Annotated in this window: 26 protein-coding genes and 1 tRNA gene; 16 read left to right on the top strand and 11 right to left on the bottom strand. The window is 70.6% G+C overall.

Annotated features, from left to right (window positions below; genetic code table 11):
• The first annotated feature begins 39 nt into the window (after positions 1–39).
• The gene (locus tag G569_RS0103285) at positions 40–531 is read left to right on the top strand and encodes a hypothetical protein (protein ID WP_028062357.1); all 492 of its coding nucleotides are present in this window, start codon (positions 40–42) and stop codon (positions 529–531) included.
• Here G569_RS0103285 and G569_RS45190 read toward each other — a convergent pair.
• The 3 genes from G569_RS45190 to G569_RS0103270 all read right to left on the bottom strand — a co-directional run bounded on the left by G569_RS45190 (position 528) and on the right by G569_RS0103270 (position 4,054).
• Positions 528–2,609: a putative bifunctional diguanylate cyclase/phosphodiesterase gene (locus G569_RS45190; RefSeq protein ID WP_053225771.1), complete on the bottom strand. Its 2,082-nt coding sequence runs from the start codon at positions 2,607–2,609 to the stop codon at positions 528–530. The genes G569_RS0103285 and G569_RS45190 overlap by 4 nt on opposite strands.
• Positions 2,609–3,088, bottom strand: coding sequence for a response regulator (locus G569_RS0103275; RefSeq protein WP_053225770.1), 480 nt, complete (start codon positions 3,086–3,088; stop codon positions 2,609–2,611). The genes G569_RS45190 and G569_RS0103275 overlap by 1 nt, the downstream gene beginning before the upstream one ends.
• A gap of 210 nt (positions 3,089–3,298) precedes the next feature.
• Complete coding sequence (locus G569_RS0103270; RefSeq protein ID WP_157591783.1) at positions 3,299–4,054, bottom strand: hypothetical protein; 756 nt, start codon at positions 4,052–4,054, stop codon at positions 3,299–3,301.
• Positions 4,055–4,095: 41 nt separating this feature from the next.
• Between G569_RS0103270 and G569_RS0103265 the strand changes: the two genes are divergently transcribed.
• A tRNA-Thr gene (locus G569_RS0103265) sits at positions 4,096–4,168 on the top strand.
• 115 nt (positions 4,169–4,283) lie between these two features.
• Here G569_RS0103265 and G569_RS0103260 read toward each other — a convergent pair.
• Together G569_RS0103260 and G569_RS0103255 are read right to left on the bottom strand one after the other, a co-directional pair.
• On the bottom strand, positions 4,284–4,541 hold the full coding sequence (locus G569_RS0103260) for a hypothetical protein (protein WP_028062354.1): 258 nt from the start codon (positions 4,539–4,541) through the stop codon (positions 4,284–4,286).
• A 70-nt stretch (positions 4,542–4,611) separates the two neighbouring features.
• The gene (locus tag G569_RS0103255) at positions 4,612–5,619 is read right to left on the bottom strand and encodes an NADP-dependent oxidoreductase (RefSeq protein ID WP_028062353.1); all 1,008 of its coding nucleotides are present in this window, start codon (positions 5,617–5,619) and stop codon (positions 4,612–4,614) included.
• 159 nt (positions 5,620–5,778) lie between these two features.
• Between G569_RS0103255 and G569_RS0103250 the strand changes: the two genes are divergently transcribed.
• The 3 genes from G569_RS0103250 to G569_RS0103235 all read left to right on the top strand — a co-directional run bounded on the left by G569_RS0103250 (position 5,779) and on the right by G569_RS0103235 (position 8,132).
• Positions 5,779–6,129, top strand: coding sequence for a hypothetical protein (locus G569_RS0103250; RefSeq protein ID WP_028062352.1), 351 nt, complete (start codon positions 5,779–5,781; stop codon positions 6,127–6,129).
• A 96-nt stretch (positions 6,130–6,225) separates the two neighbouring features.
• The gene (locus tag G569_RS0103245) at positions 6,226–6,720 is read left to right on the top strand and encodes a hypothetical protein (protein WP_028062351.1); all 495 of its coding nucleotides are present in this window, start codon (positions 6,226–6,228) and stop codon (positions 6,718–6,720) included.
• Between the two features lie 107 nt (positions 6,721–6,827).
• The gene (locus G569_RS0103235; protein ID WP_157591782.1) at positions 6,828–8,132 is read left to right on the top strand and encodes a hypothetical protein; all 1,305 of its coding nucleotides are present in this window, start codon (positions 6,828–6,830) and stop codon (positions 8,130–8,132) included.
• Here the strand turns inward: G569_RS0103235 and G569_RS45185 are convergent.
• Positions 8,129–8,629: a cupin domain-containing protein gene (locus G569_RS45185; protein WP_037494251.1), complete on the bottom strand. Its 501-nt coding sequence runs from the start codon at positions 8,627–8,629 to the stop codon at positions 8,129–8,131. The two genes, G569_RS0103235 and G569_RS45185, sit on opposite strands and share 4 nt — an antisense overlap.
• 76 nt (positions 8,630–8,705) lie before the next feature.
• On the opposite strand from G569_RS45185, the gene G569_RS0103225 reads away from it, so the two are divergent.
• On the top strand, positions 8,706–9,098 hold the full coding sequence (locus tag G569_RS0103225; protein ID WP_028062348.1) for a hypothetical protein: 393 nt from the start codon (positions 8,706–8,708) through the stop codon (positions 9,096–9,098).
• Positions 9,095–9,772 (top strand): RES family NAD+ phosphorylase, encoded by a 678-nt coding sequence (locus G569_RS45180; RefSeq protein ID WP_053225769.1) that lies wholly within the window; start codon positions 9,095–9,097, stop codon positions 9,770–9,772. The genes G569_RS0103225 and G569_RS45180 overlap by 4 nt, the downstream gene beginning before the upstream one ends.
• On the opposite strand, the gene G569_RS0103215 is transcribed toward G569_RS45180, so the two are convergent.
• The gene (locus G569_RS0103215) at positions 9,759–10,472 is read right to left on the bottom strand and encodes a phosphatase PAP2 family protein (RefSeq protein ID WP_028062347.1); all 714 of its coding nucleotides are present in this window, start codon (positions 10,470–10,472) and stop codon (positions 9,759–9,761) included. The two genes, G569_RS45180 and G569_RS0103215, sit on opposite strands and share 14 nt — an antisense overlap.
• A gap of 66 nt (positions 10,473–10,538) precedes the next feature.
• Between G569_RS0103215 and G569_RS0103210 the strand changes: the two genes are divergently transcribed.
• The 4 genes from G569_RS0103210 (at position 10,539) to G569_RS57170 (ending at position 15,289) form a co-directional block, all read left to right on the top strand.
• Entirely contained in the window at positions 10,539–11,168 is a 630-nt protein-coding gene (locus tag G569_RS0103210; protein ID WP_053225768.1) for a TetR family transcriptional regulator, read from the top strand.
• Between the two features lie 90 nt (positions 11,169–11,258).
• On the top strand, positions 11,259–13,523 hold the full coding sequence (locus G569_RS45175; protein ID WP_053225767.1) for a CocE/NonD family hydrolase: 2,265 nt from the start codon (positions 11,259–11,261) through the stop codon (positions 13,521–13,523).
• A 1-nt stretch (position 13,524) separates the two neighbouring features.
• Positions 13,525–13,725: a hypothetical protein gene (locus G569_RS0103200; protein ID WP_028062345.1), complete on the top strand. Its 201-nt coding sequence runs from the start codon at positions 13,525–13,527 to the stop codon at positions 13,723–13,725.
• A gap of 10 nt (positions 13,726–13,735) precedes the next feature.
• Positions 13,736–15,289, top strand: a complete 1,554-nt coding sequence (locus tag G569_RS57170; protein ID WP_053225766.1) for a cobalamin B12-binding domain-containing protein — start codon at positions 13,736–13,738, stop codon at positions 15,287–15,289.
• Here the strand turns inward: G569_RS57170 and G569_RS45165 are convergent.
• From G569_RS45165 to G569_RS0103175, 3 genes are read right to left on the bottom strand one after another with little or no spacing between them, the layout of a single operon-like run.
• Positions 15,281–15,853: a response regulator gene (locus G569_RS45165; protein WP_053225765.1), complete on the bottom strand. Its 573-nt coding sequence runs from the start codon at positions 15,851–15,853 to the stop codon at positions 15,281–15,283. The two genes, G569_RS57170 and G569_RS45165, sit on opposite strands and share 9 nt — an antisense overlap.
• On the bottom strand, positions 15,850–17,004 hold the full coding sequence (locus G569_RS0103180) for a sensor histidine kinase (protein WP_028062344.1): 1,155 nt from the start codon (positions 17,002–17,004) through the stop codon (positions 15,850–15,852). The genes G569_RS45165 and G569_RS0103180 overlap by 4 nt, the downstream gene beginning before the upstream one ends.
• Positions 17,005–17,046: 42 nt before the next feature.
• A complete protein-coding gene (locus tag G569_RS0103175; protein ID WP_211232897.1) occupies positions 17,047–17,601 on the bottom strand; it encodes a TetR/AcrR family transcriptional regulator in 555 nt (184 codons plus the stop codon).
• 25 nt (positions 17,602–17,626) lie between these two features.
• On the opposite strand from G569_RS0103175, the gene G569_RS0103170 reads away from it, so the two are divergent.
• Positions 17,627–18,382 (top strand): SDR family NAD(P)-dependent oxidoreductase, encoded by a 756-nt coding sequence (locus G569_RS0103170; protein WP_028062342.1) that lies wholly within the window; start codon positions 17,627–17,629, stop codon positions 18,380–18,382.
• On the opposite strand, the gene G569_RS0103165 is transcribed toward G569_RS0103170, so the two are convergent.
• Positions 18,366–19,811, bottom strand: coding sequence for a glucoamylase family protein (locus G569_RS0103165; RefSeq protein ID WP_028062341.1), 1,446 nt, complete (start codon positions 19,809–19,811; stop codon positions 18,366–18,368). The two genes, G569_RS0103170 and G569_RS0103165, sit on opposite strands and share 17 nt — an antisense overlap.
• A gap of 106 nt (positions 19,812–19,917) precedes the next feature.
• Here G569_RS0103165 and bglX point away from each other — a divergent pair, with 106 nt between their 5' ends.
• From bglX to G569_RS0103145, 4 genes are read left to right on the top strand one after another with little or no spacing between them, the layout of a single operon-like run.
• Positions 19,918–22,224, top strand: a complete 2,307-nt coding sequence (gene bglX, locus G569_RS0103160) for a beta-glucosidase BglX (protein ID WP_028062340.1) — start codon at positions 19,918–19,920, stop codon at positions 22,222–22,224.
• A 55-nt stretch (positions 22,225–22,279) separates the two neighbouring features.
• Complete coding sequence (locus tag G569_RS0103155) at positions 22,280–22,570, top strand: PadR family transcriptional regulator (protein WP_028062339.1); 291 nt, start codon at positions 22,280–22,282, stop codon at positions 22,568–22,570.
• Positions 22,567–23,211, top strand: a complete 645-nt coding sequence (locus G569_RS0103150; protein ID WP_028062338.1) for a hypothetical protein — start codon at positions 22,567–22,569, stop codon at positions 23,209–23,211. The genes G569_RS0103155 and G569_RS0103150 overlap by 4 nt, the downstream gene beginning before the upstream one ends.
• Positions 23,180–23,617, top strand: coding sequence for a DUF5655 domain-containing protein (locus tag G569_RS0103145; protein WP_028062337.1), 438 nt, complete (start codon positions 23,180–23,182; stop codon positions 23,615–23,617). Before G569_RS0103150 ends, G569_RS0103145 begins: the two co-directional genes overlap by 32 nt.
• Positions 23,618–23,840 lie beyond the last annotated feature (223 nt).

Raw genomic sequence — 23,840 nt, 5'->3', positions numbered from 1 at the left:
CGGGAAGGCTGACAGCAACCCCAGCGAAGGAGGTTTCCGATGACCACCGGCGCAATCATCGCCATCGTCGTCGTCGCGTTGATCGTGATCGCTCTTCTCGCGTTCATGGTTCCGCGAATGCGTGCCAAGGCCGAGATGCAGAAGCGTGAGCGAGAGCTCAACACCCGCCGCGAACGCGCGGCCGAGGAACAGCGTGCCGAGGCTTCTGCCCGTGAGGCGCGAGCGTCCGAGGCCGAACAGAGGGCACGGATCGCCGCCAAGGAGGCGGAGGCCGAGCGAGCTCAGGCGGAGCTGCACCAGGAGCGTGCGGGCCTGCACGAGCGCGGCATGGCCGACGACGAGCTGATCGACGAGTCAGAGCGCGATCGCTTCGCCGACGTGGCGGGTCGCCACGATCGCGACGGCGACGGTGTCGACGACCGTCACGAGCGCAACGGCGCCGGCACGCTCGACGATGCCCCCAACGAGCGCCCCGCCCGGTTCGACCGCGAGGACGTGCCCACCCGTCGCGACGAGCCGACGCGCTACTAGACCGGTAGGTGCGAGGGCGCTGTTGACTCCAGCAGCGCCCGCGCTCCCTCAGCCGTGAGCGTGGGAGCGATCTGCGGGCCCTGCGCGAACTCGCAACCGAGCACCTTGAGATAGTCGAGCTGCTCGCGCTTCTCCACGCCTTCGGCGATCACCTCGAGCCCGAGGTTGTGCGCCAGTCCCACCACCGCGCGCACGATCTCGAACGCGCCCGCGTCGTGGCCGATCCCGGCGACGAGCGCGGGCGAGATCTTGATCGCGTCGCCCGGGAAGCGGTGCAGCAGCCGCAGCGGCGACGCGCCCGTCCCGAAGTGGTCGATGTGCGTGCGCACGCCGACCTGCGCGAGCGTCTGCTCGAGCACCTGGCGCGTCGCCTCATCCGCCCGCCCGCGGGTCAGATCCGCCTCCGACACCTCGAGCCTCAGCGCGCGGGCGTCGAGCCCGGTCTCGGCGAGCGTCCGCCGCAGGTGCGGGATGAAGTCGGGCTCCGCCAGCGACCGCCCGCTGACATTGACGCCCACGGTGAGGCCCGCCCCGCGCGGCAGCTCGCGCCAGCCCGCGAGCTGCGCACACGCGGTCCTCATCACCTGACGCGCGAGCGGGACGGCCAGCCCCGTCTCCTCCGCCATCGCCAAGACCTCCGCCGGCTCGCCATGCGGCCAGCGCCCGAGCGCCTCGAAGCCGACGATGCGGCCGGTCGCGGCCTGCACGATCGGCTGGTAGCCGACCTCGAGCGAGCCGTTCTCGATGGCGCTGCGAAGCTCGTGCTCGAGATTGAGCCGGCGCATCACCTGCTCGTGCATCTCGGCGTCGAAGACCGCGTGGCGGCCCTTCCCGTCCGCCTTGGCGCGGTACATCGCGACGTCGGCGTCGCGCATCACCTGCTCGGGGTGGCTGCGCGCCGTCGCGAGCGCGATGCCGATGGAGGCGCCGATGAAGACCTCGCGCCCGTCGAGCAGGAACGGCGCCTGCAGGGAGTGCAGGACGCGCTCGGCGATGATCGTCGCCTCGCGGGCCTCGTTGACGTCGTCCAGCAGGATCGTGAACTCGTCGCCGGAGAGGCGGGCGACGGTGTCGTTGGGCCGCAGGGCGGCCTCGAGGCGTTTGGCGACCGACATGAGGAGCTGATCGCCGACGGCGTGCCCCATCGAGTCGTTGACGATCTTGAAGCGGTCGAGGTCGAGGAACAGCACCGCGGCGCAGGTGTCCGGGTGTCTTCTGAGCGCCCGGCGGATCGACTGGTCGACGCGATCGATGAAGAGCGTGCGGTTGGGGAGGCCGGTGAGCGTGTCGTGGAGCGCGTCGTGCTGCAGGCGGCGTTCCGCCTCGCGGCGTTCGGTGACGTCGGTGAGCGAGCCGACGATCCGGGTGGCCTTCTTGTCGGCGTCTCGCACCGCCGTGGCGCGGGCGAGCATGTATCGGTACTCGCCGTCCCGGTGTTGGAGGCGATGCTCGAACTCGAAGTTCTCGATGGAGTTGTCGCCGCGCGCGTAGGCGTCGAGCGCGTGGGTGAGCGGGGCGCGATCGTCCCTGTGGGCGCGGCCGAGCCACTCCCCGCGGGTCGACTGCACCTCGTGCTCCTTGTAGCCGAGCATGCTCTTCCAGCGCGGCGAGTAGAAGACGGTGTCGCGGGTCAGGTCCCAGTCCCAGATGCCGTCATTGGAGCCGCGTTGGGCGAGGGCATAGCGCTCCTCCGACTCGGCGAGTCTCTGGAGGGTTCTCTGGTGGGTGATCGCGTAGCGGATCGCGTGCTCGAGCCGGTCCGAGGACAGACCGGGGACGAGCAGGAAGTCCGCGATGCCGGCGTCGACGGCCTTCTGGTCGGCCTGCTTGTCGGCGGTGTGCGTCAGCACGATCACCGGCGTCTGCCTGGCGGCCTGGACGAGCTGCGCCGCCAGGTCGAGACCGTCCGTGCCCGGCGGGTCGATCTCGCGGTCCACGAGGATCACGTCGTAGTGGGTCCGCGTCGCCGCCTGCTTCGCCGCGTCCAGCGTCGTGACGTGCTCGACCTCCTCGGCCCGCAGCAGTGCGCGGACGGGGGCGTGGCGGGCGTTGTCGGCGGAGACGGCGAGGACGCGCATCAGGCGCTGTCCTGGTCCTGCGGGAGTTCGGCGGTCTCCAGCCAGTAGGCGGTGAAGACCTTCATGAGGCGCACGAGCGCCAGGAACGTGACCGGCTTGACGATGTACGTGTTCGCGCCGGCCTCGTACGCGGCGTCGACCTTTGCCGCGTCGTCGTCCGCGCCGAGCGCGACGACCGGGATCCGCCTCGTCTTGGGGTTGCTCTTGAGCGCCTTGATCAACTCGGTGCCTGCCGGCGTGCCCGGCAGATCCGCGTCGACGACGATCAGGCTCGGCGCCGGTGTCACCGCACCCTTCGTGGCGCCCACCCGCTCGAGATACGCGAGCACTTCCGTCCCATCCGCGACCGTCCGCATGTCGGTCGCGTTCCGGCCTTCGAGGAGCGCATCCCGCGCCATCGACCGGTAGTCCTCGCTCGCATCCGCGAACAAGACCGTCGGCAACATCGGCACCCGCGATCGCTGGAAGCGATCGCTCACACGCGCCCCCCTCGATCCCGGGGGCGGAGGACCATCCGTGGCCACCGCATCAAACACTCTGCTCCTCGTACTTCGGACATGGGGCGCCGAGCCCCTTCGTCAACGGTTGTTGCAGCGACGATAGGGACGCACGATCAGCGCAACAACGGAGGTATCCGAACTTCGGCGGATGTACGAGTTTTCGGCGCTGTGCTCGCGGGTGGGACGGTTCTAGCCCGTTGGGGAGTTGCTGCAGAAGTCCTTCGCGCTCGCGGGGGCCGCACAAGTCGTGCGTGGACGCCATTTCGCTTGCATCGCTTGTTCGAACTCGTTGGCCGCGCGCTGCTGCGCCTCGCCCGCCAGGAGTTCCCACGCCTGGGCCTTCTGCTGGTCGATCGGCAGGGGCCTCGCAGGCCGGATGCTGGTCACCTCAAAGACAGTTCGCCTGAACCGGAGGACCGTGTGGACCGGCGCCCGGTCGATGTTCACGTCGCCGACATCGTGCGTCACGACCGTCCTATAGCGCCGCGCCGCCGCTCGCCACGTCAGGCCGCGCTGGATGGCCGCTTTGATGCGTCTCGCCTCTTGGGTGCTGCGTGCTTCGATCGCCCGGACGCGTCGTTGCTCGGGCGCGAGCTTCGGGTGTTGTGTGACGTAGTCGTCGATCTGTTGCTGCGTGACGGACTGCGCCGCCTGTTGCAGGATCGGCGCTTTGAGCGCGGCATCCAGCAGGCTGACCTTGGCCTCGTAGCGGCGGTCCTTGGCGTTGAGCCCGTCGTGCGGGGGCGCGATCGCTTCGGTTACGTCCTGGTCGCTGACGCTGATCTGTCGCTCGGCCGCCTCGCCCTCCGTCCACGCGGCGCCGATCAGGGCTCCGATCCCGCCGGCATGCGTCCACCGGAAGACGTCGCCATCCCCGATTTCCTTGCTGAACCCAGGCGCCGCAACGGTCGCCACCACCGCGAACTTCGCGACTCGTCGCAACACGCCGAGAATGTAGCCCGATCCTTCGCTACCCTGCGCCCTGCGCCGACGTAGCTCAGCTGGTAGAGCACTTCACTCGTAATGAAGGGGTCACCGGTTCGAGTCCGGTCGTCGGCTCTTCGGCGCACGGCGCTCTAGGGCGCGGTTTCCGAGGTCTCCAGCGGTGGTCCAACGCCCCGCCGGAGGCCTCGACGCACCGCGTGGAAGGCCACGCGTCCCGCGGGTCTGCCCGTCACGCCTGCCCGCGCTCGGCGCCACCACCGGCCTCGAGGGCCTGCAGGCGCAGTTCGTGGTCGGCCACCTGCGCTTGCAGGCTCCGCTCGAGCTCCGAGCCGATCTCCACGTCGAGGTCTCCTTGAGCGCCTTGGGCACGCAGCCCCAGCCGAACCCGGATGTAGTCGGACAAGTTGACCTTCTCGCGCGCGGCGCGGGCGACGAGCTCGCGGCGCTCGGCGTCGTCGACTCTGAAGGTGATGGTCGCACCGGCCATATCGGCCCTCTCGATCGGGAACCGACGACGGTAGCGCGTGTGGTCGCAACGGCCGTTGCTTTCAAGTGGGTCAGTGGGCGATCGCGACCATGAGCTTGCCGAGGTTCTCCCCCGCGAAGAGGCGCACCAGCGCGTCCGGGAAGGCGCGCACGCCGCCCTCGATCACCTGCTCGCGCGAGATCAGGCGGCCGTCGCGCAGCCAGCCGGCGAGGTCGGTGAGGGCCTCCGGGTAGCGGTCGGCGTAGTCGGGGGTGATGAAGCCGGTCATCGACGATCGCGTGCGGAGCAGCTCCAGGTAGTTGGACGGGCCTCGCTGCTGCTCGGCGTTGTACTGCGAAAGGCCGCCGCTGAGGACGACCCGAGCGCCGCGGCCCAGGTGCGTCAGAACGGCGTCGAGGATCTCGCCGCCGACGTTGTCGAAGAAGACGTCGACGCCGTCGGGCGCGAGGTCGTCGAGCTCGGCGGTGACGTCCTGGCGCTTGTAGTCGATCGCGGCGTCGAAGCCGAGCTCGTCGGTGAGCCAGCGGGTCTTCTCGGGCCCGCCGGCGATGCCGATCACGCGGGCGCCTTTGATCCGGGCGAGTTGGCCGGCGACGCTTCCGACCCCGCCTGCCGCGCCCGAGATCACGACGGTGTCGCCGGGGCTCGGGCGACCGATGTCGAGCAAGCCGAAATAGGCGGTGAGGCCCGGGATGCCGAGTGCGCCGAGGTAGGCGGTGAGCGGGGCGAGCAGCGGCTCGAGCTTCGTCACTCCCGCGCCGTCGGAGCGTGCGAGCTCCTGGACGCCGAAGCCGCCGTACACGTGGTCTCCCACCGCGTAGCCGGGATGCTCGGAGGCGATGACGCGCCCGACCGCACCGGCCTCCATCACATCTCCGATGGCGACCGGTGCGGAATAGAACGGGCTGGCGTCGATCCAGCGGCGCATCGCGGGATCGATCGAGAGGTAGTCGACTGCGACGACGAACTCGCCCGGCCCGGCTCCTGGCGCCGGCTCGGTGGTCAGCTCCCAATCGGAGGGCTTCGGCAGGCCGACGGGGCGTGCGGCGAGGCGGATCTGCTGGTTGGACGACGACATGGTCTACAACCTCACACCATCGAGGAGCGGGCCCGCCAGTATCTGTTCGAAGAGCACACGCCGGAGCAGCTCGGAGCGTGGGCGAAGCGGCTGCGCTGGTTCCGGTTCTGCCGCGCGTTCGGTGGGCACGCGGGGGATGGGGACACGCTCAGGCTTCACTTGCGGATCCACTCCGTCGAGGACGCGCTCGGGATCGTGGCGGCAGTCGGTGCCGAGCCGCGCGAGAACCCGCACAACCCCGACATGCCGCGCAGTGAGGTCGCGCCCGGGATCGAGCAGCCCGGGTGGTCGACGATCGGGGACACCACGCTCTTCATCTGGATCAACCCGGAGTCGCTCGAGTTCTCGGTGCAGGACGCCGACGACATCTGGTCGGTGACGGAGGCGGCGGTCGAGGCGACCACACGAATCGAACCGCGCTTCATCCCGTTCACGGAGCGGATGATCGATCCGCCCGTGAACACGTGGCACTGCATCGCTCCCGCGACGCATCCCGAGCTCTTCGAGTAGCTCCCCCTGGAGGTCCCCCGCCTCCCCCTCGCCGAGGAATGGCTCCCGGAACGCCGCGTCCTTGCAGGCATCAACGATCCCTCAAGGAGCAACCAAGTGATCTCTCTCCGTTCCACTCTCGTCGGTCTCGGCACGATGCTGGCGATCGCGGTCCCGATGGCCTCGCAGGCCGATGCGGCGACGACGACGGTCCGCCTGCACGCCTCGACGGCGACCGGCGAGTCCCTCACCGGTCCGGTCAGCGCGTTCGGCACGAGCGTGAGCCTCGCGCCGACCAACGTGAACGCTTCGCGTCAGAAGTGGATCAAGACGGACGTCGGCGGCGGGTTCGCCACGTACAAGCTCGCCAGCACGGTCGGGCTCAGCAACCAGATGTGCCTGTCCGCCTCGGTCGGCAACACGCGGCCGTTCCTGGCGATCTGCAACGCGTCGTCGAAGAACCAGCAGTGGACCCGCGGGTTCACCAACGACGGGCGGTTCGACAATCGGGCGACGCTGACGTCGCTCACCCGCCAGTCCAACGGGACCGTGGAGCTGCGGTTCCGCGGCGGTGGGCAGGTCGGTCAGAACTGGCACGAGCACGCCGCCTGATGCGCACCGACCGCACCGGTGAGGCCCACGCGGCTCGCCGGTGCGGTTAGGCTCGCCCGCACGACATGAGTGAAGGGCGCCAGATCTGCACTTATTGCCGGACCGAGTTGGACGCCGACGCGGCGGTGTGCGACGCGTGCGGGATGCCCGCCTCGGTGCTGACGTCGCCGGCGTTGAAACCGCCGCCAGAGCCGCCCCCGATCCCGGAGCCGAACGCGCTGACCGGACCGGCGTTGCGGCCGGCGCCGGAGCCGCCCGCGGTCACGGCGCCGACACTCCGCCCGCCGCCGGAGCCGCCTCCGCCGGACCCGAACGCCGGGCCGTCGGTGGGGAGTGGGAACCCGCTGATGTCGGGCCGGCTGCCCGCCGTGCCGGCGGGACCGGGGATCGCCGCGGGAGACCCGCTCGCCGGCATGGGCTCGGGAGATCCGCTCGCCGCCGCGCCGCCGCCCGTCGTTCCGTCGCCCGCGGCCGCCGCGCCGCCCGTGGTGCCCTCGCCGCACCCGCCCGCCGACGCCGCGCCGCCGCCGGCACCGGAGCCCGCGCCCGAGCCCGCCGCGCCCGAGCCGCCCGCGCCCGCGGAGCCGCCCCACGAAGCCCACCCCTCCGACGAGACGCCGCCCGGCTACGTCACCGCGGCCTCGCTCTGGAAGATCTCCTCACCGCGCCCCGACTGGGACACCGGCGAGAAGCCCGCCGACATCGCGCAGCCCGACGCGACGCCCCGCGAGGCCGCGGCCGCCGCGCAACGAGCCCCGGAAGCCGACCGCCCACCCGGCTATGCCGAGACGCGCCATGGCTTCCCCGCGCTCGCCCCGCAGGAGACGACACAGCCGAAGAAGCGCGCCGCCGAACCGGTCAACCCCAACCGCTCGCGGATCGACGGCAAGACGGCGGGGATCGTCGCCGCGATCGTGCTGCTCGCGGCGATCGTGACCACCGCGGTCGTCGTGCTCACCGGCGGCGACGAGCCCAAGCAGGTCGCCGCGCCGGTGGACACCCCCGTCGCGACCACGCCCGAGCCGACGCCGAAGAAGACCCCGAAGCCGAAGGCCACGGCCGCCCCGATCGAGGCCCAGGTCAAGACGCTCGACGAGCTCGTGCGGTTCTCGGCCAAAGGTCGCAAGTCGGCGGTGAGCGGGGACATGAAGGCCGCGATCGCCAACCGCTCCAAGCTCCTGAAGGACATCCGCGCGCTTGACAAACAGGCGGACGACAAGCAGCTCAAGGCCGCGCTCGTGGCCTTCGACGCCGCGATCACCGAGTCCCTGCGCCAGAACCGCGAATGCGCCTCCAAGTGCTCGGACGCGGACCTGCAGAAGGTCGGCAAGCTCAAGACCGCCGCGCTGGCCAAGATCAACCCGATCCTGAAGGAGCACGGCGGCCGCACCTACAAGCGGGAAGAGATCTAGAAGACCGGCGGAGGCGGCCCGAGCCGCGGCGTGCTGAAGCGCGCGTACGGTGCCTCGTCCGCCGACGCGACGCCCGCGCCATGACGGATCGCCGCCGGCTCGACCGGATAGCGCGCGCTCCCGCGCTCCTTGCGCGCGCCGACGGCCAGCACCAACGCGGGCTCGGGACCGCCGACGATCGTGTGCGGCATCCGCGGGGGACAGTGCACGAGATCCCACGCGCGCAAAGGACGCTCGACGCCCTCCACGATCAGCAGGGCGCGTCCCCGCAGCACCAGGAAGTCCTCCTGCCCTGCCTCGTGGTGGTACATCGCCATCGGCTGCCCCGGCTCGAGCCAATACAAAGCGACGCCGAGGTCGTCGAAGTGCGCCTCGCCCTCGCCCCCGAACTTGCACACGGCGCGCATCTCGTTGTGCAGCCACGGCGCGTCGGCCGCGTTGACCACGAACCAACCCGCGGTGACCGGCACGCCCGCTTCGACCCGCGCTTCCGCCATGAAGCGGGTACGTACCCAATCGACGCGTGATCTAACCTGGGATTGTCTCGGGATCGGGGCGTGATACTCTCGGTTCATGGCTGTTGCCGACCACGCTCGTCCCGATCTCGTCGCCCACGCCCACGCGACGCGCGCCGACTTCGAGGACGTGGCGACCGAACTCAGGGAACTGCTCGGCGCGAAGCTCGTCGCCTACCTCGGTGGCGTGAACGAGACCCGCGCCGTCAACCAGTGGGCGGAGGGCGAGCGCACGCCGAGCGACGAGGTGCAGCAGCGGCTCCGGTTCGCGCTCAGGGTCGCGCTGCCGATCGCCAACGCCGACTCGCCGAAGATCGCGCAGGCCTGGTTCCAGGGGCTGAACCCGCAGCTCGACGACCGCTCGCCCGCGCGGCTGCTCAGGGAGGGCGCGCTGGACGAGGTCGGGCCGGCGATCGTCGCCGCCGAGCGCGCGTTCCTGATCGGGGGGTGAAGCCCGAGCTGCAGGTGGTGCGGCCGGACGGGCCGCTCCACCGGGTCGGCCGCGCGCCGGACGCGTGGGCGCTCGCGCCGTGGACCTACGCCGGGCCGGACAACACGTTCGGCAACCGCTACGACGACCCCGAGGGCGAGTACCGCGTGCTCTACGCGGCGGGCCAGCGGCGCGGCGCGTTCCTCGAGACGCTCGCGCGGTTCAGGGCCGACCTCCAGTTGATCGCCGAGCTGGCGACCATCGACGACGACCCCGAGCACCCGACGATCGCGGCGGCGACGGTGCCGCGAGAGTGGCTCGAGACCCGCTGCGTCGGCGCGGCCGAAGCTGCGAGCCTCGACTTCGTCGACATCTCCCACTCGCGCTCGCTCGCCCACCTGAGGCACGCGCTGGCGCACCGGCTCATCCACTACGGCCTCGACGACCTCGACGCCGGCGACATCCGCAAGCGCACGCCCCGCGCGCTCACGCAGGAGGTCTCCCGCTACGTCTTCGAGCGCCCCGAGGCGTTCGCGGGCATCCGCTACCTGAGCCGGCTCGGCGACGAGCTCGCCAACTGGGGGATCTTCGAGGGCTCCGAGCTCGACGCGATCCTCGAGGACAACGAGGCGATCGAGCCCGACGACCCCGACTTCGTCTCCGCGCTGGAGACGCTCAACCTCACGCTGGACTGAGGGCGGCGCGCGGGTCCGACCAGTGGTGCGCGACGCGCGGCAGCAGCGTGCCGACCGCGAACCCCGCGGCCGTGACCACCAGGCCGGCCGCGGCGTCGAACACGAAGTGGTTGCCCGTCGCGATCACCGCCAGCGTCACCAGCGGCCCCCACAAGAGCGCGAGCGCCTTCGCCCACCGCTGCGGCAGCGCGAAGGCCAGCGCGATCGAGATCGCGAACGCGAACCCGACGTGCAGCGAGGGCACCGCGGCGAACGCGTTGTAGAAGATCGTCGAATGGCCTGAGAGCGAGACGAGCTGGTCGCTCACGGTGTCGACCATCCCGATGCCCGCCAGCCTCGGAGGCGCGACCGGCCACAGGCCGTGGATCGGCACCGCGATCATCCAGGTCGCCAGCACGGTCGCCCGCAACTTCACGTAGACCGGCCGCGCCCACCGGTACAGCGCGAACAGCGTCCCCGGCAGGACCACCAGCTGGGCCGCCATGTAGACGTTGCTCAGCAGCCAGCTGACGAACGGGCCGTCGAGCGCCCGCTGGACCGAGCCCTCGACCGAGACGTGCGTCGAGTGCTCGAACCCCACGATCCACATCGCGTGCTCTCGCGCGGCGTCCGGGTCGCCCGCGAACACCCACCGCGCGCCGATGTACAGCAGGTACGCGGCGAGGAAGAAGAGCAGTTCTGGGTGGAGTCGGCGAAGCATGATCAAGCGATTGATTTACCTTTGCACATGCAAGCAAAGTCTTCAAGCATTTGCTTCAATACACGTGTGGACAGCGTCACAGACCGACGCAAGGACGCCGGCGCGCGCACCAAGCAGCGGCTGATGGACGCGACGCTCACCCTGCTCGCCGAGCGCGGCGAGGACGCGGTCACGCTGCGCGACATCACGACCAAGGCCGACACCAACGTGGCCAGCGTCAGCTACCACTTCGGCTCGCTCTCGGCGCTGTGCTGCGCGACCGCCAAGTCGGCGATCACCCGCCTGCTCGAGGAGCAGCTCGCGCGGCTTCAGGCGCTCGACGCCGACGCGACCGTCGAGGACGTCGCGAGGGCGATCGCACGGCCGATCATCGCCGCGCTGAGCGACCCGACCAGCCCGGACCGTGCGCTGCTGCGGATCTTCGACCGCACGCTGAGCGCCCCGGAGGGTGAGCTGCGCGATTGGATCAAAGCCTCGCTCGCGCGCGTCGACGCCGAGCTGATGTCACGCCTCGGACAGGCGCTTCCGGGCGTCTCCGAGGCGGAACTGCGCTTCCGCTGGGACTGTGTCGCGGGCATCCTGCGCGGGCTCGTGGCCGGCACCGCGCGCACGGATCTCGACGGCTGCTGCCCGGATGACCTCGAGCGGATGCTGATCCCGGTCCTCGCCGGCGCCCTCGCGGCCAAGCCCGTGTAGAGAACTCCACGCGCCGCGCTTGGACGCAGGCGGCCCGCGGGTGCAGAGTCCCGGAGCGGAGGAGGACACAACGTTCCGGGGGGAGCATCAATGAGGGGCATCCTGCTGGCCGTTCTGGTGAGCCTTGCGCTGCCGGCGGCCGCGCACGCACAGACGATCGTCGACGGCAAGACCGCTCCGGTCTTCGACTACGACCAGGCGATCCGCGAGCGGGTGTACATCCCGAACGGGCAGGACTCCGACATGGACGGGGTCGAGGACCGCACGGCGATCGAGATCATGCGCCCGAAGACGAACGATCCGGTGCCGGTGATCGTCGCGCCGAGCCCGTACTACACGGCCGACTGCGGCCAGTTCGTGGGCGAGTGCATCGGCGACCTCGACGGCGACGGGATCAACGATCGCTGGCCGCTCTGGTACGACAACTACTTCGTCCCGCGCGGGTACGCGGTGATCCTCGCCGAGATGGACGGCACCGCGAACTCGACCGGCTGCGCCGTGAACGGCGGGCCGAGCGACGTGCTGTCGATCAAGGCCGTGGTCGACTGGCTCCAGGGCCGCATCCCCGGCTACAAGGCCGTGACCGGCACGGCCGACCCGGTCGTCGCGACCTGGGACAACGGCAAGTCGGCGATGATCGGCCGCTCCTACAACGGCACGCTGCCCAACGGCGTCGCCGCGACGGGCGTCCAGGGGCTGACGACGATCGTCCCGATCAGCGCGATCTCCTCCTGGTACGACTACTCGCGGATGGGCGGTGTGATCGGCTCAACGCACTATCCGGCGTTCCTCTCCAACTACGTCACCGACGCCAACCGGCGGGCCTACTGCGCGCCGATCCGCGACCTGCTGAGCGCCAACGACGCCGACGCGGACGGCACGATGAACGCGTTCTGGGACGTCCGCAACTATCGGCCTGACGTGAACAAGGTCAAGGCGTCGGTGTTCGTCACCCACTGCCTGCAGGACGACAACGTCAAGCCGAACCAGTTCTCCGAGTGGTGGGCGGGCCTGGCGCAGAACAACGTCCCACGCAAGCTGTGGATCTGCCGCGAGGGTCACATCGACCCGTTCATGACCCGCCGGGCGGAGTGGATGAACCAGCTGCACAAGTGGTTCGACTACTGGCTCTACGGCGTCCAGAACGGGATCATGTCCGAGCCGCGCGTCGACATCGAGGACACGAAGGACAACTGGTCCACGCACGCGGATTGGCCGCTGCCCGGCTCCGCCGACGTCGACGTCTACCTGCAGGGCGACACGCAGACCACGCCGGGCTTCCTCGGCGCTCGCGCGGGCGGCAACGCCGACACGCTGCGCTGGACCGACCTCTCCAACCAGAGTGAGGCGACCGCGCTCAACATCGCCGCGGGCACGACGCAGAACAACCGCCGCGTCTTCCTCTCGCCGACGCTGAAGACCGACCTGCGCGTCTCCGGCACCCCGCAGCTCGACCTGCGCGCGTCGCTGGACAAGCCGCAGTCGAACCTCTCGGCGATGCTGGTCGACTACGGCCCGAGCACACAGATCACGCGCACGGCCGACGGCATCTCCACGCCGGCGGACGCGCCGAGCGACTGCTGGGGCTCCTCCTCGACCCGCGTCGGCCCGGACGGCAAGGTGATGGACTACGACGCCTGTTACCAGCAGCCGATCAAGCCGACCGTCACGATCACCGCCACGCAGGGCTGGCGGATCTCGCGCGGGATCCTGGACTCGTCGAACCGCGACTCGCTGCGTGCGGACGTGCCGGCGGTCGTGGGGACCGAGTACCGGTTCAAGTTCCCGATCCTGCCGGTGGACTACACGATCCCGGCCGGGCACCGGATCGGCGTCGTGCTGATGGCGAACTTCTCCAACCTCGAGCGCAACGGGACCACTGGCACCACGATCACGCTGAACGCGCGGGCGTCGAAGATCACGATCCCGGTCGTGGGCGGGATGCGGGCGCTGGAAGAGGCGGGCGCGCTGTCGGATGCGGCGTCGACGCATGTCGACGCGCCGGTGAGCGGCACCGTGCCCGCGACGCTGTCGCTGACGCTCGGCGCTTCGCCCTCGTTCGGCGCGTTCACCCCCGGGGTCGCGAAGGACTACGCGGCGTCGACGACCGCGAATGTGATCTCGAGCGCCGGCGACGCGGCCTTGAGCGTCTCCGATCCCGGCCATCTGATGAACGGGGCGTACGCGCTGCCGTCGCCGCTGGAGGTGACGTTCTCGCGGGCCGCGTGGACGGCGCCGGTGTCCAACGACGTCGTCACGGTCGGCTTCAAGCAGCACGTGGGCGCGACCGATGCGCTGCGGACCGGCACCTACGCGAAGACGCTGACGTTCACGCTGTCGACGACCTCGCCGTGACGTGCTGACGCGCCGGGCCTTCGTGCTCGGCGTGGCGGCGCCGACGCTTGCGGCTTTGAGCGGCGCCACCCCGGTTCGGGGGGCGCCGCGGCGGCCGACCGACCCGCCGGACGTGGTGATCGAGGACAACGACCTCGTGCTCGTGGTGCGCAGTGACGCGGTGACCTGCGACCGGCGTATGGGGTGTCGCGCGACCCTGTAGAAGTACTGCGGTGCAACGGACCGCGTTCTGTGCCGCCCACGGCGTCGCCCACGAGCTCGAGTTCAAGCAACGCGCACGTGATCAAGGGCGGATCACGTTCCACATGCACGTCGGCCTGACCGACTGGCCGGCGACAGCGCAAGCCGTCCGCCTCGTGCACGGCGAGCTCGCGGAACAGGGCCACACGATCGAGCGCTTCGGCCTGTGCCTCGACCGCGCGATGGGGCTGCCGGCAGCCGAACGAGCCGACGCGCGGCGCGAGACCGGCCCACGGCTCGAGCCCGACGACTGGGCGGAGGTCGCGAGGCTCCCCGTCCAGCCGCACCTCGGCGATCACATGATCGGCACGCCGGCGGGGGAGGAGAACGCGCGCGCCGCGCTCGACGCGGGCATCACGTCGATCGGCAACCTCGGCCAGTTCTTCGCCTTCGAGCCGCCGGGCGGCTACGACGACGCCGAGCTCACCCACGCGACCACCCGCGCCCTACGCCGCATGGCACAGACGCCCGGCGCTCTCGTGCACTCCTACCTCGACGACGGCCCCGCCGTCCAGTTCTCCCACTACGGCGGCTACGCGGGCTGGGCGGCGCTCGAGCTCTATGTGGTGCAAGGCCTCCTCGGCGCCCGGCTCGCCCACTCCTACGGCGGCCTGATCCCCGATCCCGACGACCGCGCGATCGTCCACTTCGCGCTCGACGACCTCCGCGACCGCGACTCGATCGGCACGATGGTCTACGGCAACACCGTCGACTACACGGCCGACCACGCAGCCAACGAGCGGGTGCTGCGGGAGTACCTGACGGTCGACATCGGCGCCCAGCTCCACCGCCCCACCGGCCATGCGATCAACCCGGTCCCACTCACCGAGGCCGAGCGAATCCCATCGGCGCAGGAGATCCTCGAGGTCCAGCTGATCGCTCGCGAGGTGGAGCGCGAAGCGCGCCGCCCGTCGACTCACTGGGCGCCGCTGGAGGCGAAAGGCGCGCAGCTCGCGCAGGACGCGCGCGCGTTCCGCGACCGGACGCTCGCACGGCTGGAAGCGGACGGCGTCGACGTCAAAGACCCCGAGCAGGTCCTGCTCGCCCTCAGGCGCATCCAGCCCGCCGGCCTCGACACCGGCGACGGCCGCCCGACCTGGAAGGCGGGCGTGGTCGCGCGACAAGCGGCGCGGATCGCCGACAACACGCCCCGCCTCGACGGCACCCGCGTCCTGCTCGCCGTCCTCGAGGTCCACGACGTCATCCGCGACGCGCTCGCCAAGGCGCTCACCCAGCAGGGCGCGGACGTGATCGTGCTCGCGAGCGGCGTCACGCCCGCCCAGGTCGCGGCGGCGGCGACCCAGGAGGACGTCGACGCCGTCGTCGTCGGCTCCTACAACGGCGGCGCGCTCACCCTCGGGCGAGAGCTGCGCGCCGGCTACGACGGCCTGACGATCTTCGGCGGCGTCCTCAACGAGGACACGGGCGGAGCGCTCCCGATCGACGCCCGCCCAGGCCTGCGCGAGCTCGGAATAACGATCGCCGACGACGCCGCGGACGTCGGCCGGCTGATCGCCTCACGCTGACGGCACCTCGAGCCGCAACGCGCTCAGCGCCCGCTGGACCGCGTACTGGACCTCGCGCGGCTCGACCCGCAGCACGCGGGCGATGTCGCGCTCCGGCGTCCCGTCGAGCAGCATCGCCAGCAGCGGCATGTCGTCCTCGCCCAGGCGCGACTCGGCGTCCGCCAGAACGGCCCGCGACGGCGGCTCCAACAGCCGCTCCCCCTTGTTCACCAGCCGGATCGCCTCGAACAGATCGCGCGCCGGGACGCCCTTGTCCAGCAGCCCGTCGGCCTTCGCCAAAGCCGCCGGCAACGACAACGCCGGTCCCGCATACGCGCTGAAGACGATCACCCGCGGCGCCGGGATCCGCTGCTTGATCCGGTAGCAGAGCTGCAGGCCGTCGCTCTTGGGCAGGTGGTAGTCGAGCAGCACCACGTCGGGCTCGGTGCGGTTCAGCAGCGGCCACACGCGCTCCTCATCGCCGTCGCACTCACCCGCGAACACCATGCCGGGCTCGGCGTCGAGGACGGTGTGCAGGCCCGCGCGCAGCGCGGGATGGTCGTCGATGACGACGATGCGGATCATGTCGGGACTCCGTTCTGGTCGAGAGGGACGTCGAGGTCGATCGCCGTGCCGCGCCCGTCTTCGGCCGCCGAGAAGCGCAGCGTGGCGCCCATCGTCGCGGCGCGGCTCTCCATCGCGAACAGGCCGTTCGCGCCGGGGCGGCGCTCGTCGGGCAGCCCGCGGCCGTCGTCGGCGATGCGCAGGCGCAGGTGGGTGCGGTCGGCGTCGATGCGCACCGCGATCACGCGCGCGTCGGCGTGGCGCAGCGCGTTGGTGATCGCCTCGGAGCCGATCCGGTACACGTGGGCGCCGATCAAGGGCGGGAGCGCGGGCGCGCGGCCGCTCACGGTGATCGACGGGACGCCGTCCGGCGCGAGCTCCGCCGCACGCTCGCGCAGCGCATCGTCCAAGCGCCGGCCTTCGAGCGGCGAGCGCAGCTCGGCCAGGCTCGAGTCCATGTCCGACGCCGCCGACTCCAGCTCGACCGTGGCGCGGGCGACGATCCGCTCCAGCGGCTCACCCACGCGCCCGGACAGCGAGGACACGAGCAGATGCGCGGCGTGCAGCCGCTGCTTGGCGGAGTCGTGCAGCTCCCAGGCGATCCGCCGGCGCTCGGCCTCGATCGCCAGCCGTTCGCGCTGCGAGCGCTCCTCCGAGAGCCGGCGCAGCGTGTCGCACACGTACGCCAGCCCGCCGACGAGCAGCGTCGGGAGCGAGAGGTGGATCGCCAGCGTCTCGGTGGAGGTGACCTGGAGATGGCCCGGCGCGGGGCCGCCCCAGATCGCGACGAACAGGAACGCGATCGGCGCGCCGAGCGCGAGCCAGGCCGCGTGGCGCAGCGGCAGGTAGGCGGCGGGCAACGCCAGCGCGACCAGCCACAGCAGGTAGTAGGGGCTGCGCCAGTCGCCGGAGTCGACGACGAGCGCGAGCGTCGCCGCGACGTCGACCGCCCACACCACCGGCGAGCGGCGCAGCTTCGGCGAGACCGCCAGCGCGGCGGTGCTGAGCGGGCCGTAGAGCAGCAGGATCGCGTCGGCGCGGGCGATCCCGCCCCACAGCATCAGCGCGAGCGCGATCGCCCAGGCGGTGAGGCGCGCCGCGGTGTAGAGCGCCAGCCAGCGCACCGTGTACGGCGGGCCGAGGCGGTCGCGGAGCGCTTGGACGAGACCCATGACTCCACCGTGCCACGGGCACCCGCCGTCCTTACATAGGCGCTACTCCCCATGAGCGAGCGCTGACCGCGCCGCCCCGAGCACCTCCTCGGAGATCGGGTCGCCCGCGGTGGCGCGGGAGATCACGAGCGCGCCGACCATCGTCGAGTAGCGCGCGAGCGCCTCCTCGCGCTCGACGCCCGAGAGCGAGGCGAACGTGTCGATGTAGCGCCTGACCCCCTCCGCGAACGCCGCCCGCTCGTCCTCACCGGCGCGGCCGACCTCGGACCCCAGCGCGCCGATCGTGCAGCCGTGGCCGGGGTCGTCGCGGTGCTCCGGGGAGAGGTAGAAGTCGATCAGCCCCTGCTCGCTCTGGGCCGCAAGCCAGTCGGTCTGGTCGGCCATCGCCTTCTCCAGCGCCAGCCGGACGAGCTCGTCCTTGGAGGCGAAGTGGCGGTAGAAGCCGCCGTGGGTGAGGCCGGCCTCGGCCATCAACGCGCCGACGTTGACGCCGTCGACGCCGCGCTCGCGCAGGAGCGTGGCCGCGCCGTCGATCACCTGCTGCCGGTGCTTCTCGGTGTCTTTTCGTGAAGATCGTGCCATATAGCTGTCATTCATCATCTTATCGTGCTATAGATGACGCATGACATCTAAAGCTCTGATCACGGGCGCCTCCTCAGGGCTCGGCGCCGTCTATGCCAACCGTCTCGCGCACCGCGGCTACGACCTGGTCCTCGTCGCCCGCAGCGAGGACAAGCTGCGCGAGCTCGCCGCGACCCTGCCCACGCAGGTCGAGGTGCTCGTCGCCGACCTGACGGTGCCGGCGGACGTGACCCGCGTCGCCGATCGGCTCGCCGACATCGACCTGTTCGTCAACAACGCCGGGATGAGTTACGCCAGCCCGGTCGCGGACGCCGACCCGGACGAGCTCCAGCGGGTCATCGACCTCAACGTGTCCGCGTTCACCCGCCTCGCTCAGGCCTATGCGGCACGTCGGACCGGGACGCTGGTCAACATCGCGTCCGTCGTCCCGATCCTGCACCTCCCGGGCATGGCCACGTACACGGCCAGCAAGGCCTACACGCTGACCTTCACCCAGGTGCTGGCCGCCGAGCAGCCCGACATGCGCATCCAGGCCGTGATGCCGGGCGCCGTCGGGACCGAGCTCTGGGACAAGTCAGGCCTCCCGCTCGAGCACCTCGACCCCGAGATCGTGATGCCGATCGACGACGCGGTCGACGCGGCGCTCGCCGGCCTGGACGCCGGCGAGCTGATCACGATCCTGTCGCTGCCGGACCGCGCGGACTGGGACGCGTTCGAGGCCGCGCGGCTCGCGCTGGTGCCGAACATGTCCCGGCGCGAGCCGGCGGAGCGCTATCGGGTCACCGCCCAGCGCTGAACTGCTCCACTCCGATCACGGGGCGCACGGCGCGCTCGAGATCGCGGTCGGCGAAGGCCTTACGCAGTACGTCGTCGCCGAGCGCGTTCCCGAGCGCGGCCATGATCATCCCCTGGTCGAGCGACAGGTAGGCGCCGGAGACCCGCTTGGTCTGGACGTTCACGCTGTCGCGGAAGCCCCACTTCGTGTAGAGGCCGGGGAAGTCCCGCGCGAGCTTGCGCAGGTTGTCCTGCGCCTCGCGCGGGGCGTAGCGCATCGCGAGGAACGAGGCGTGCGGGGTGACGACGCCGTTGGTGTAGGCGGACTGCGGGGGATCGGGCACCGCCGGACGGCCGGGGCAGTCACCGAACCCGTGATCGATCAGCGTCTTGTCCTCGTTGGACGCGCCGCCGTTCGGGTCCGAGCCGATCCCGTCGACGCCGTAGACGTCATAGCCGCCCTCCGGCTTGTTCGACGGCGAGAAGCCCCAGTAGCCGTAGCCGGCCTCCTTGAGGCCGTGGTAGATCTGCGCCTGGACGGTGAGCGGGTGGTTGATGCCCCACGAGCGCTGAGCCCACTTCTCCTCCGGGACGAACAGGGCGGGCATCAGCGCCTCGAACATGCTGCCGCTCCACGACGGCACGACCCGCATGCCGGCGTACGGCAGACCCGCCTCGAAGACGTCGACGCCGAAGTAGTTGCGGGTGACGCCGCCGACCGGCTTGGTCTCGGTCCACGACCAGTCGCAGGTGTCCGGGAACGTGCGGTGCCGGCTGAAGTAGGACTTCTGCGGCAGCTGCCCGCGCTCGACGCCGAGGTAGTCGACGATCCGCGACTCGCTGACGACGGTGTCGTAGCAGCAGGGCGCGTCGAGCGGCTCGGGCTGGTAGTGGAACAGGACGGCGTTGCGGTCGGGCACGTAGTAGAAGCCCCAGTCCATGGCGTCGAACAGCGTGCCCGCGCGTTTGCGCAGCTGCGGGACGCTGTTCTCGACGATCCGAAGCCCGACGGCGAGCCAGCCGTTGTCCACCGACGACAGCCACGGGTGGAAGTTCGGGTTGTCGGGGAAGCTGAGGAGCTTCGCGCCGGTGTGGTGGTCGTACCAGTTGAAGTACTGGCCGGTGTTGCCGTAGCGCTCCATGTGCTCGAGCGAGGTGATCGTCTTGCTCAGCCGCGCGACGAGCTCCTGCTTGCGGATGATCCCCAGCCGCTCGGCCGCGACCGCGCTCCACATGTACGCGCCGATGTTCGTCGTCGACGTCTGGACGCTGGTCGTGCCGTCGGCGTTGAGCACGTCGGCCGGCAGGCCCGACTGATCGTCGGTCATCGCGGCCATCGACGCCCACGTCGTCTCGGCGTATTGACGGAGATCTCCTCCGTTGGCCGATGCGTTCGCCACCGGCATGAACACGAGCAGCGCAAGCACTGCCGCGAGGGTCCTGGACTTCATGAGCGCCTCCCAACGCGTGGACTTCCCGCAGGGTCCGTACCCCGTGGTTTGCACGACCGAACATGTGGGGATCGACCGGCTGTCTGAGTCGTTGGGAGGAAGTGCCATGTCTCGCAGGGGTCGTGTCCCCATCGCCGTGGGAGCGGCGATGGCGTTGTGCGCGCTCGGAGTCGCGGGCGCCGGAGCTGCGTCACGCACGGGTGACGAGCAGGCGCTGGCAGGCCAGCGCCCAGGGGGTGATCGCGGCATCGAGCAGAAGGTCGACCGGCTGCTGCGGCAGATGACCCTCGATGAGAAGCTGCAGCAGCTCACGCTGCTCTCGGATGGGCAGATGAAGGCGAACCCGGACGAGGCGAAGAAGCCGATCGGCGGGGTGTTCAGTGAGACGGACCCGGCGCTGATCGACAAGTACCAGCACATGGCCGTCGAGCAGTCGCGGCTGCACATCCCGATCCTGTTCGCGTTCGACACGATCCACGGGTTCCGGACGATCTTCCCGACGCCGCTGGCGACGGCCTCTTCGTTTGACCCGGATGTCGCCTTCGCCGACCACAAGATCGGCGCGTTCGAGTCCGCGGCGGTCGGCATCAAGCAGATCTACTCGCCGATGGTCGACGTCTCGCACGAGCCCCGCTGGGGCCGGATCGTCGAGGCCGCGGGCGAGGACCCGTACCTGAACTCGGTGATGGCCGCGTCGCGGGTCAAGGGCGCGCAGGGCGGCGACTACTCGGCGCCGGACAAGACGGTGACGAGCGTGAAGCACTTCGTCGCCTACGGGCAGCCGGAGAGCGGCCGCGACTACAACACGACCGACATGTCCGAGGCGCGGCTGCGCAACGTCTATCTGCCGCCGTTCAAGGCCGCGGTCGACGCGGGTGCGGACACGGTCATGTGCTCGTTCAACTCCTTGAACGGCCGTCCCGGCTGTTCGAACCCGTTCACCGAAACCGACGTGCTCAAGGGCGAATGGGGCTTCGACGGGTTCATCGAGAGCGACTACACCGCGGTCGCCGAGACCCGCGCCTGCCCGCCGGTGAACCCGAACGACGGGCCGTGCGGGCACGGCGTCGCCGAGGACGGGCCCGATGCCGCGGCGCAGGCGCTGAACGCCGGTACCGACTCCGAGATGGTCTCGACCAACTACCGCGACTTCGGCGCGCAGCTGGTCGCGCAGCGGCGGGTGTCGATGCAGCGCATCGATGACGCCGTGCGCCGGATCCTGCGGATCAAGTTCCGCGCGGGGCTCTTCGATCACCCGTACGTGAACGTCGCCGACGCGCAGAAGAAGCAACTGCTGCCGGCCAACCGCGCGGCGGCGCGCGTGGCCGCGGGCAAGTCGGTCGTCCTGCTCAAGAACAACGGGCCGGTGCTGCCGATCTCGCCGTCGAAGTCGACCGCGCTGATCGGGCCGCTGGGCGACGACGCGCACGACATGCTCGGCCCGTGGTGGGGGCGTGGCGACGACAACGATGCCGTCTCGCTGCTCGCTGGAATGAAGAAGCAGAACCCGAACACGACCTACACGCCGGGCTGCACGATGAGCCACAACGACCTCGACGATCCGGCGGGCGAGTGCTCGACGGTCGACGTCGCCGCCGTGAAGGCCGCCGCCATGGCCGCCGACCAGGTGATCATCGCGGTCGGCGAGACGCGCGAGATGGGCGGCGAGGCCGAGTCGCGCTCGAACCTCGACCTGCCCGGCAAGCAGCAGGACATCATCGACGCGGTCGCCTCGACCGGGAAGCCGTTCGCGGTCGTGCTGTTCAACTCGCGTCCGCTCACTTTGAGCAAGGTCGACGCGGCCTCGCCCGCGATCCTCGAGGCGTGGTTCGGTGGCGTCGAGGCGGGCAACGGCGTCGCCGACGTGCTGTTCGGCAAGGTCAACCCCGGCGGCAAGCTGCCGGTCTCCTTCCCGCGCAACGTCGGGCAGATCCCGATCTACTACAACCACGAGCCGACCGGCCGCCCGTGTGACGCGACGTCCAAGTACAACTCGCGCCACCGCGACATCGGCTCCTGCGCGCCGTTCTACGAGTTCGGCTACGGGCTCTCGTACACGACCTTCAAGGTCGACAACCTGCGGCTCTCTTCGCCGGTGATGTCGTCGCGCGGCTCGATCTCCGCGTCGGTCGACGTGACCAACACGGGCGCGGTCGCGGGTGACGACGTCGCGCAGCTCTACATCCACGATCCGGTTGCGTCTCTGTCGCAGCCGGTGCGGCGCCTGCGCGGCTTCCAGCGCGTGACGCTGGCGCCGGGCGCGAAGACCACGGTGACCTGGAAGCTGGACGCCTCCGACGTGGGCTTCTGGGACAACAAGGGCAAGTACCGCGTCGAGCCCGGTGCGATCGAGGTCTACGCGGGCGACTCGTCGTCGCAGAGCGACAACAAGCAGGTCTTCACGGTTCGCTGAACCCTGGACGATGGTCCTGTAGACGCGGAACTCTACCTATATAGAGTTCCGCGTCATGGCCCGTCGCCCCTCACCGCAGACCGTCGCTGTGCTCGCCGCGCTCGCGCGCGATCCGGCGGCACCGCGCTACGGCTACGAGCTCGGCAAGGAGGTCGGGCTCGAGGCCGGCACGCTGTATCCGATCCTGATGCGGCTCACCGAACGCGGGCTGCTCGAGGCGGGATGGGAGAGCGACCCGCCCGCCGGGCGGCCACCGCGGCACCTCTACCGGATCACCGGCGCGGGTGAGCGAGCCGCGGCCGAGATCGGCGTTCCCGCCCACGGCGCGAGCTTGAGGCCGGCATGACCGCGCTCGTGATCCGGATGCTCGCGCGTGGCGATTGGGGACAGGCGATGCTCGCCGAGCTCGCGGCGATCGACGACCCGCGCGCCCGCCGGCGGTTCGCGCTCGGGTGCATCCGGGCGCTGTTCACCCGGTCCGCGGCCTGGCTGCGGGTCGCGACGCTCGCCCTCGTCCTCGCCGTGCCCACCCTGATGTTCAGCGGTCCGGGCCACGGCGCGGACCCCGAGGGGCTCGTCATCGTCGGCGCCGTCACCCTGACGTGCCTGCTCGCCGCCGCGTACGCCGACCCGTCGGTGAGCGCGCTCGCCGCCGGGCTGATCTGGTGGGGCGCGCTGCTGCTCTCCGCCACCGTGCGCGAGCACCCGCAGTGGGCGTTGATCGTGATCGGCCTGGCCGCGGTCGCCGCGCGCCGGCGCGCGCTCAGCACGGCGTTCGTGACGTGCCTGGCGGTCTTCGTCGTGTCGGTCGGGACCTACGCCGCGCTGCCGCGGCTCGCGCCGAACGTCGTTCCCGCCAACGTGACGGACCCTGTGGCCGAGAACCAGATCGAGTCGACCGATCCCTACGTCGGCGAGTTGCTCCTCGCCGGGCTTTTCGGGATCGTGGTCGTCGGTGCCGTCCGAGCCCGACCTGTGGCGCTGTGAGACCTGCGGCCAGACGTTCGTCAGCCGCAACATGCCGCACTCGTGCGCGGTCGTCGACCTCGATTCGCACTTCGAGGCCGCGCCCGGGATGCGGGCCGTCTTCGACGCCTACCTGAGCGCGGCCGAGCTGAACGGGCCGGTGACGGTCAACGCGACCAAGTCGCGGATCACGTTCCAGACGCGGATGCGATTCGCGGCGGTGGAGCGGCCGCGCCGAACGCACCTCAACGTCCACTTCGTGCTGCTGCGCGCGGTGGAGAGCGAGCGGCTGCGGGTGGAGTTCATCCCTCCGCGTCACTACGTCCACCGGCTCGTCCTGCGAGCGCCTGAGGACGTCGACCCGGAGGTCCGCTCCTGGCTCGCCGAGGCCTACGCCGTCGGCGATCAGAAGCAGCTACCAGGCTGAGCCGGCGGAGGCGCGCGGACGCTCGACCTCGCGCACCACGGGGGTGGTGAACGCGTGCGAGGCGGGGCGACGGGGGCTGTTGGCGATGAGCGTCATTGCAAGATGAATATTCGCAATCGAAGCCCTTTCGGATCAGTGGGCTGGCAGGCGTCTAAAGGTGGGGTGATCGCCGTGCGGTGGGGGGCTGGCCGCACCCTTCTGCACGACCGCTTGCAGGTTTGTG

It is taken from the genome of Solirubrobacter soli DSM 22325 (genome assembly GCF_000423665.1).
In the GTDB taxonomy this organism is placed as follows: Bacteria; Actinomycetota; Thermoleophilia; order Solirubrobacterales; family Solirubrobacteraceae; genus Solirubrobacter; species Solirubrobacter soli.
Note: the sequence above shows the minus strand (reverse complement) of the source record. Positions and strands in the feature narration are given on the sequence as shown.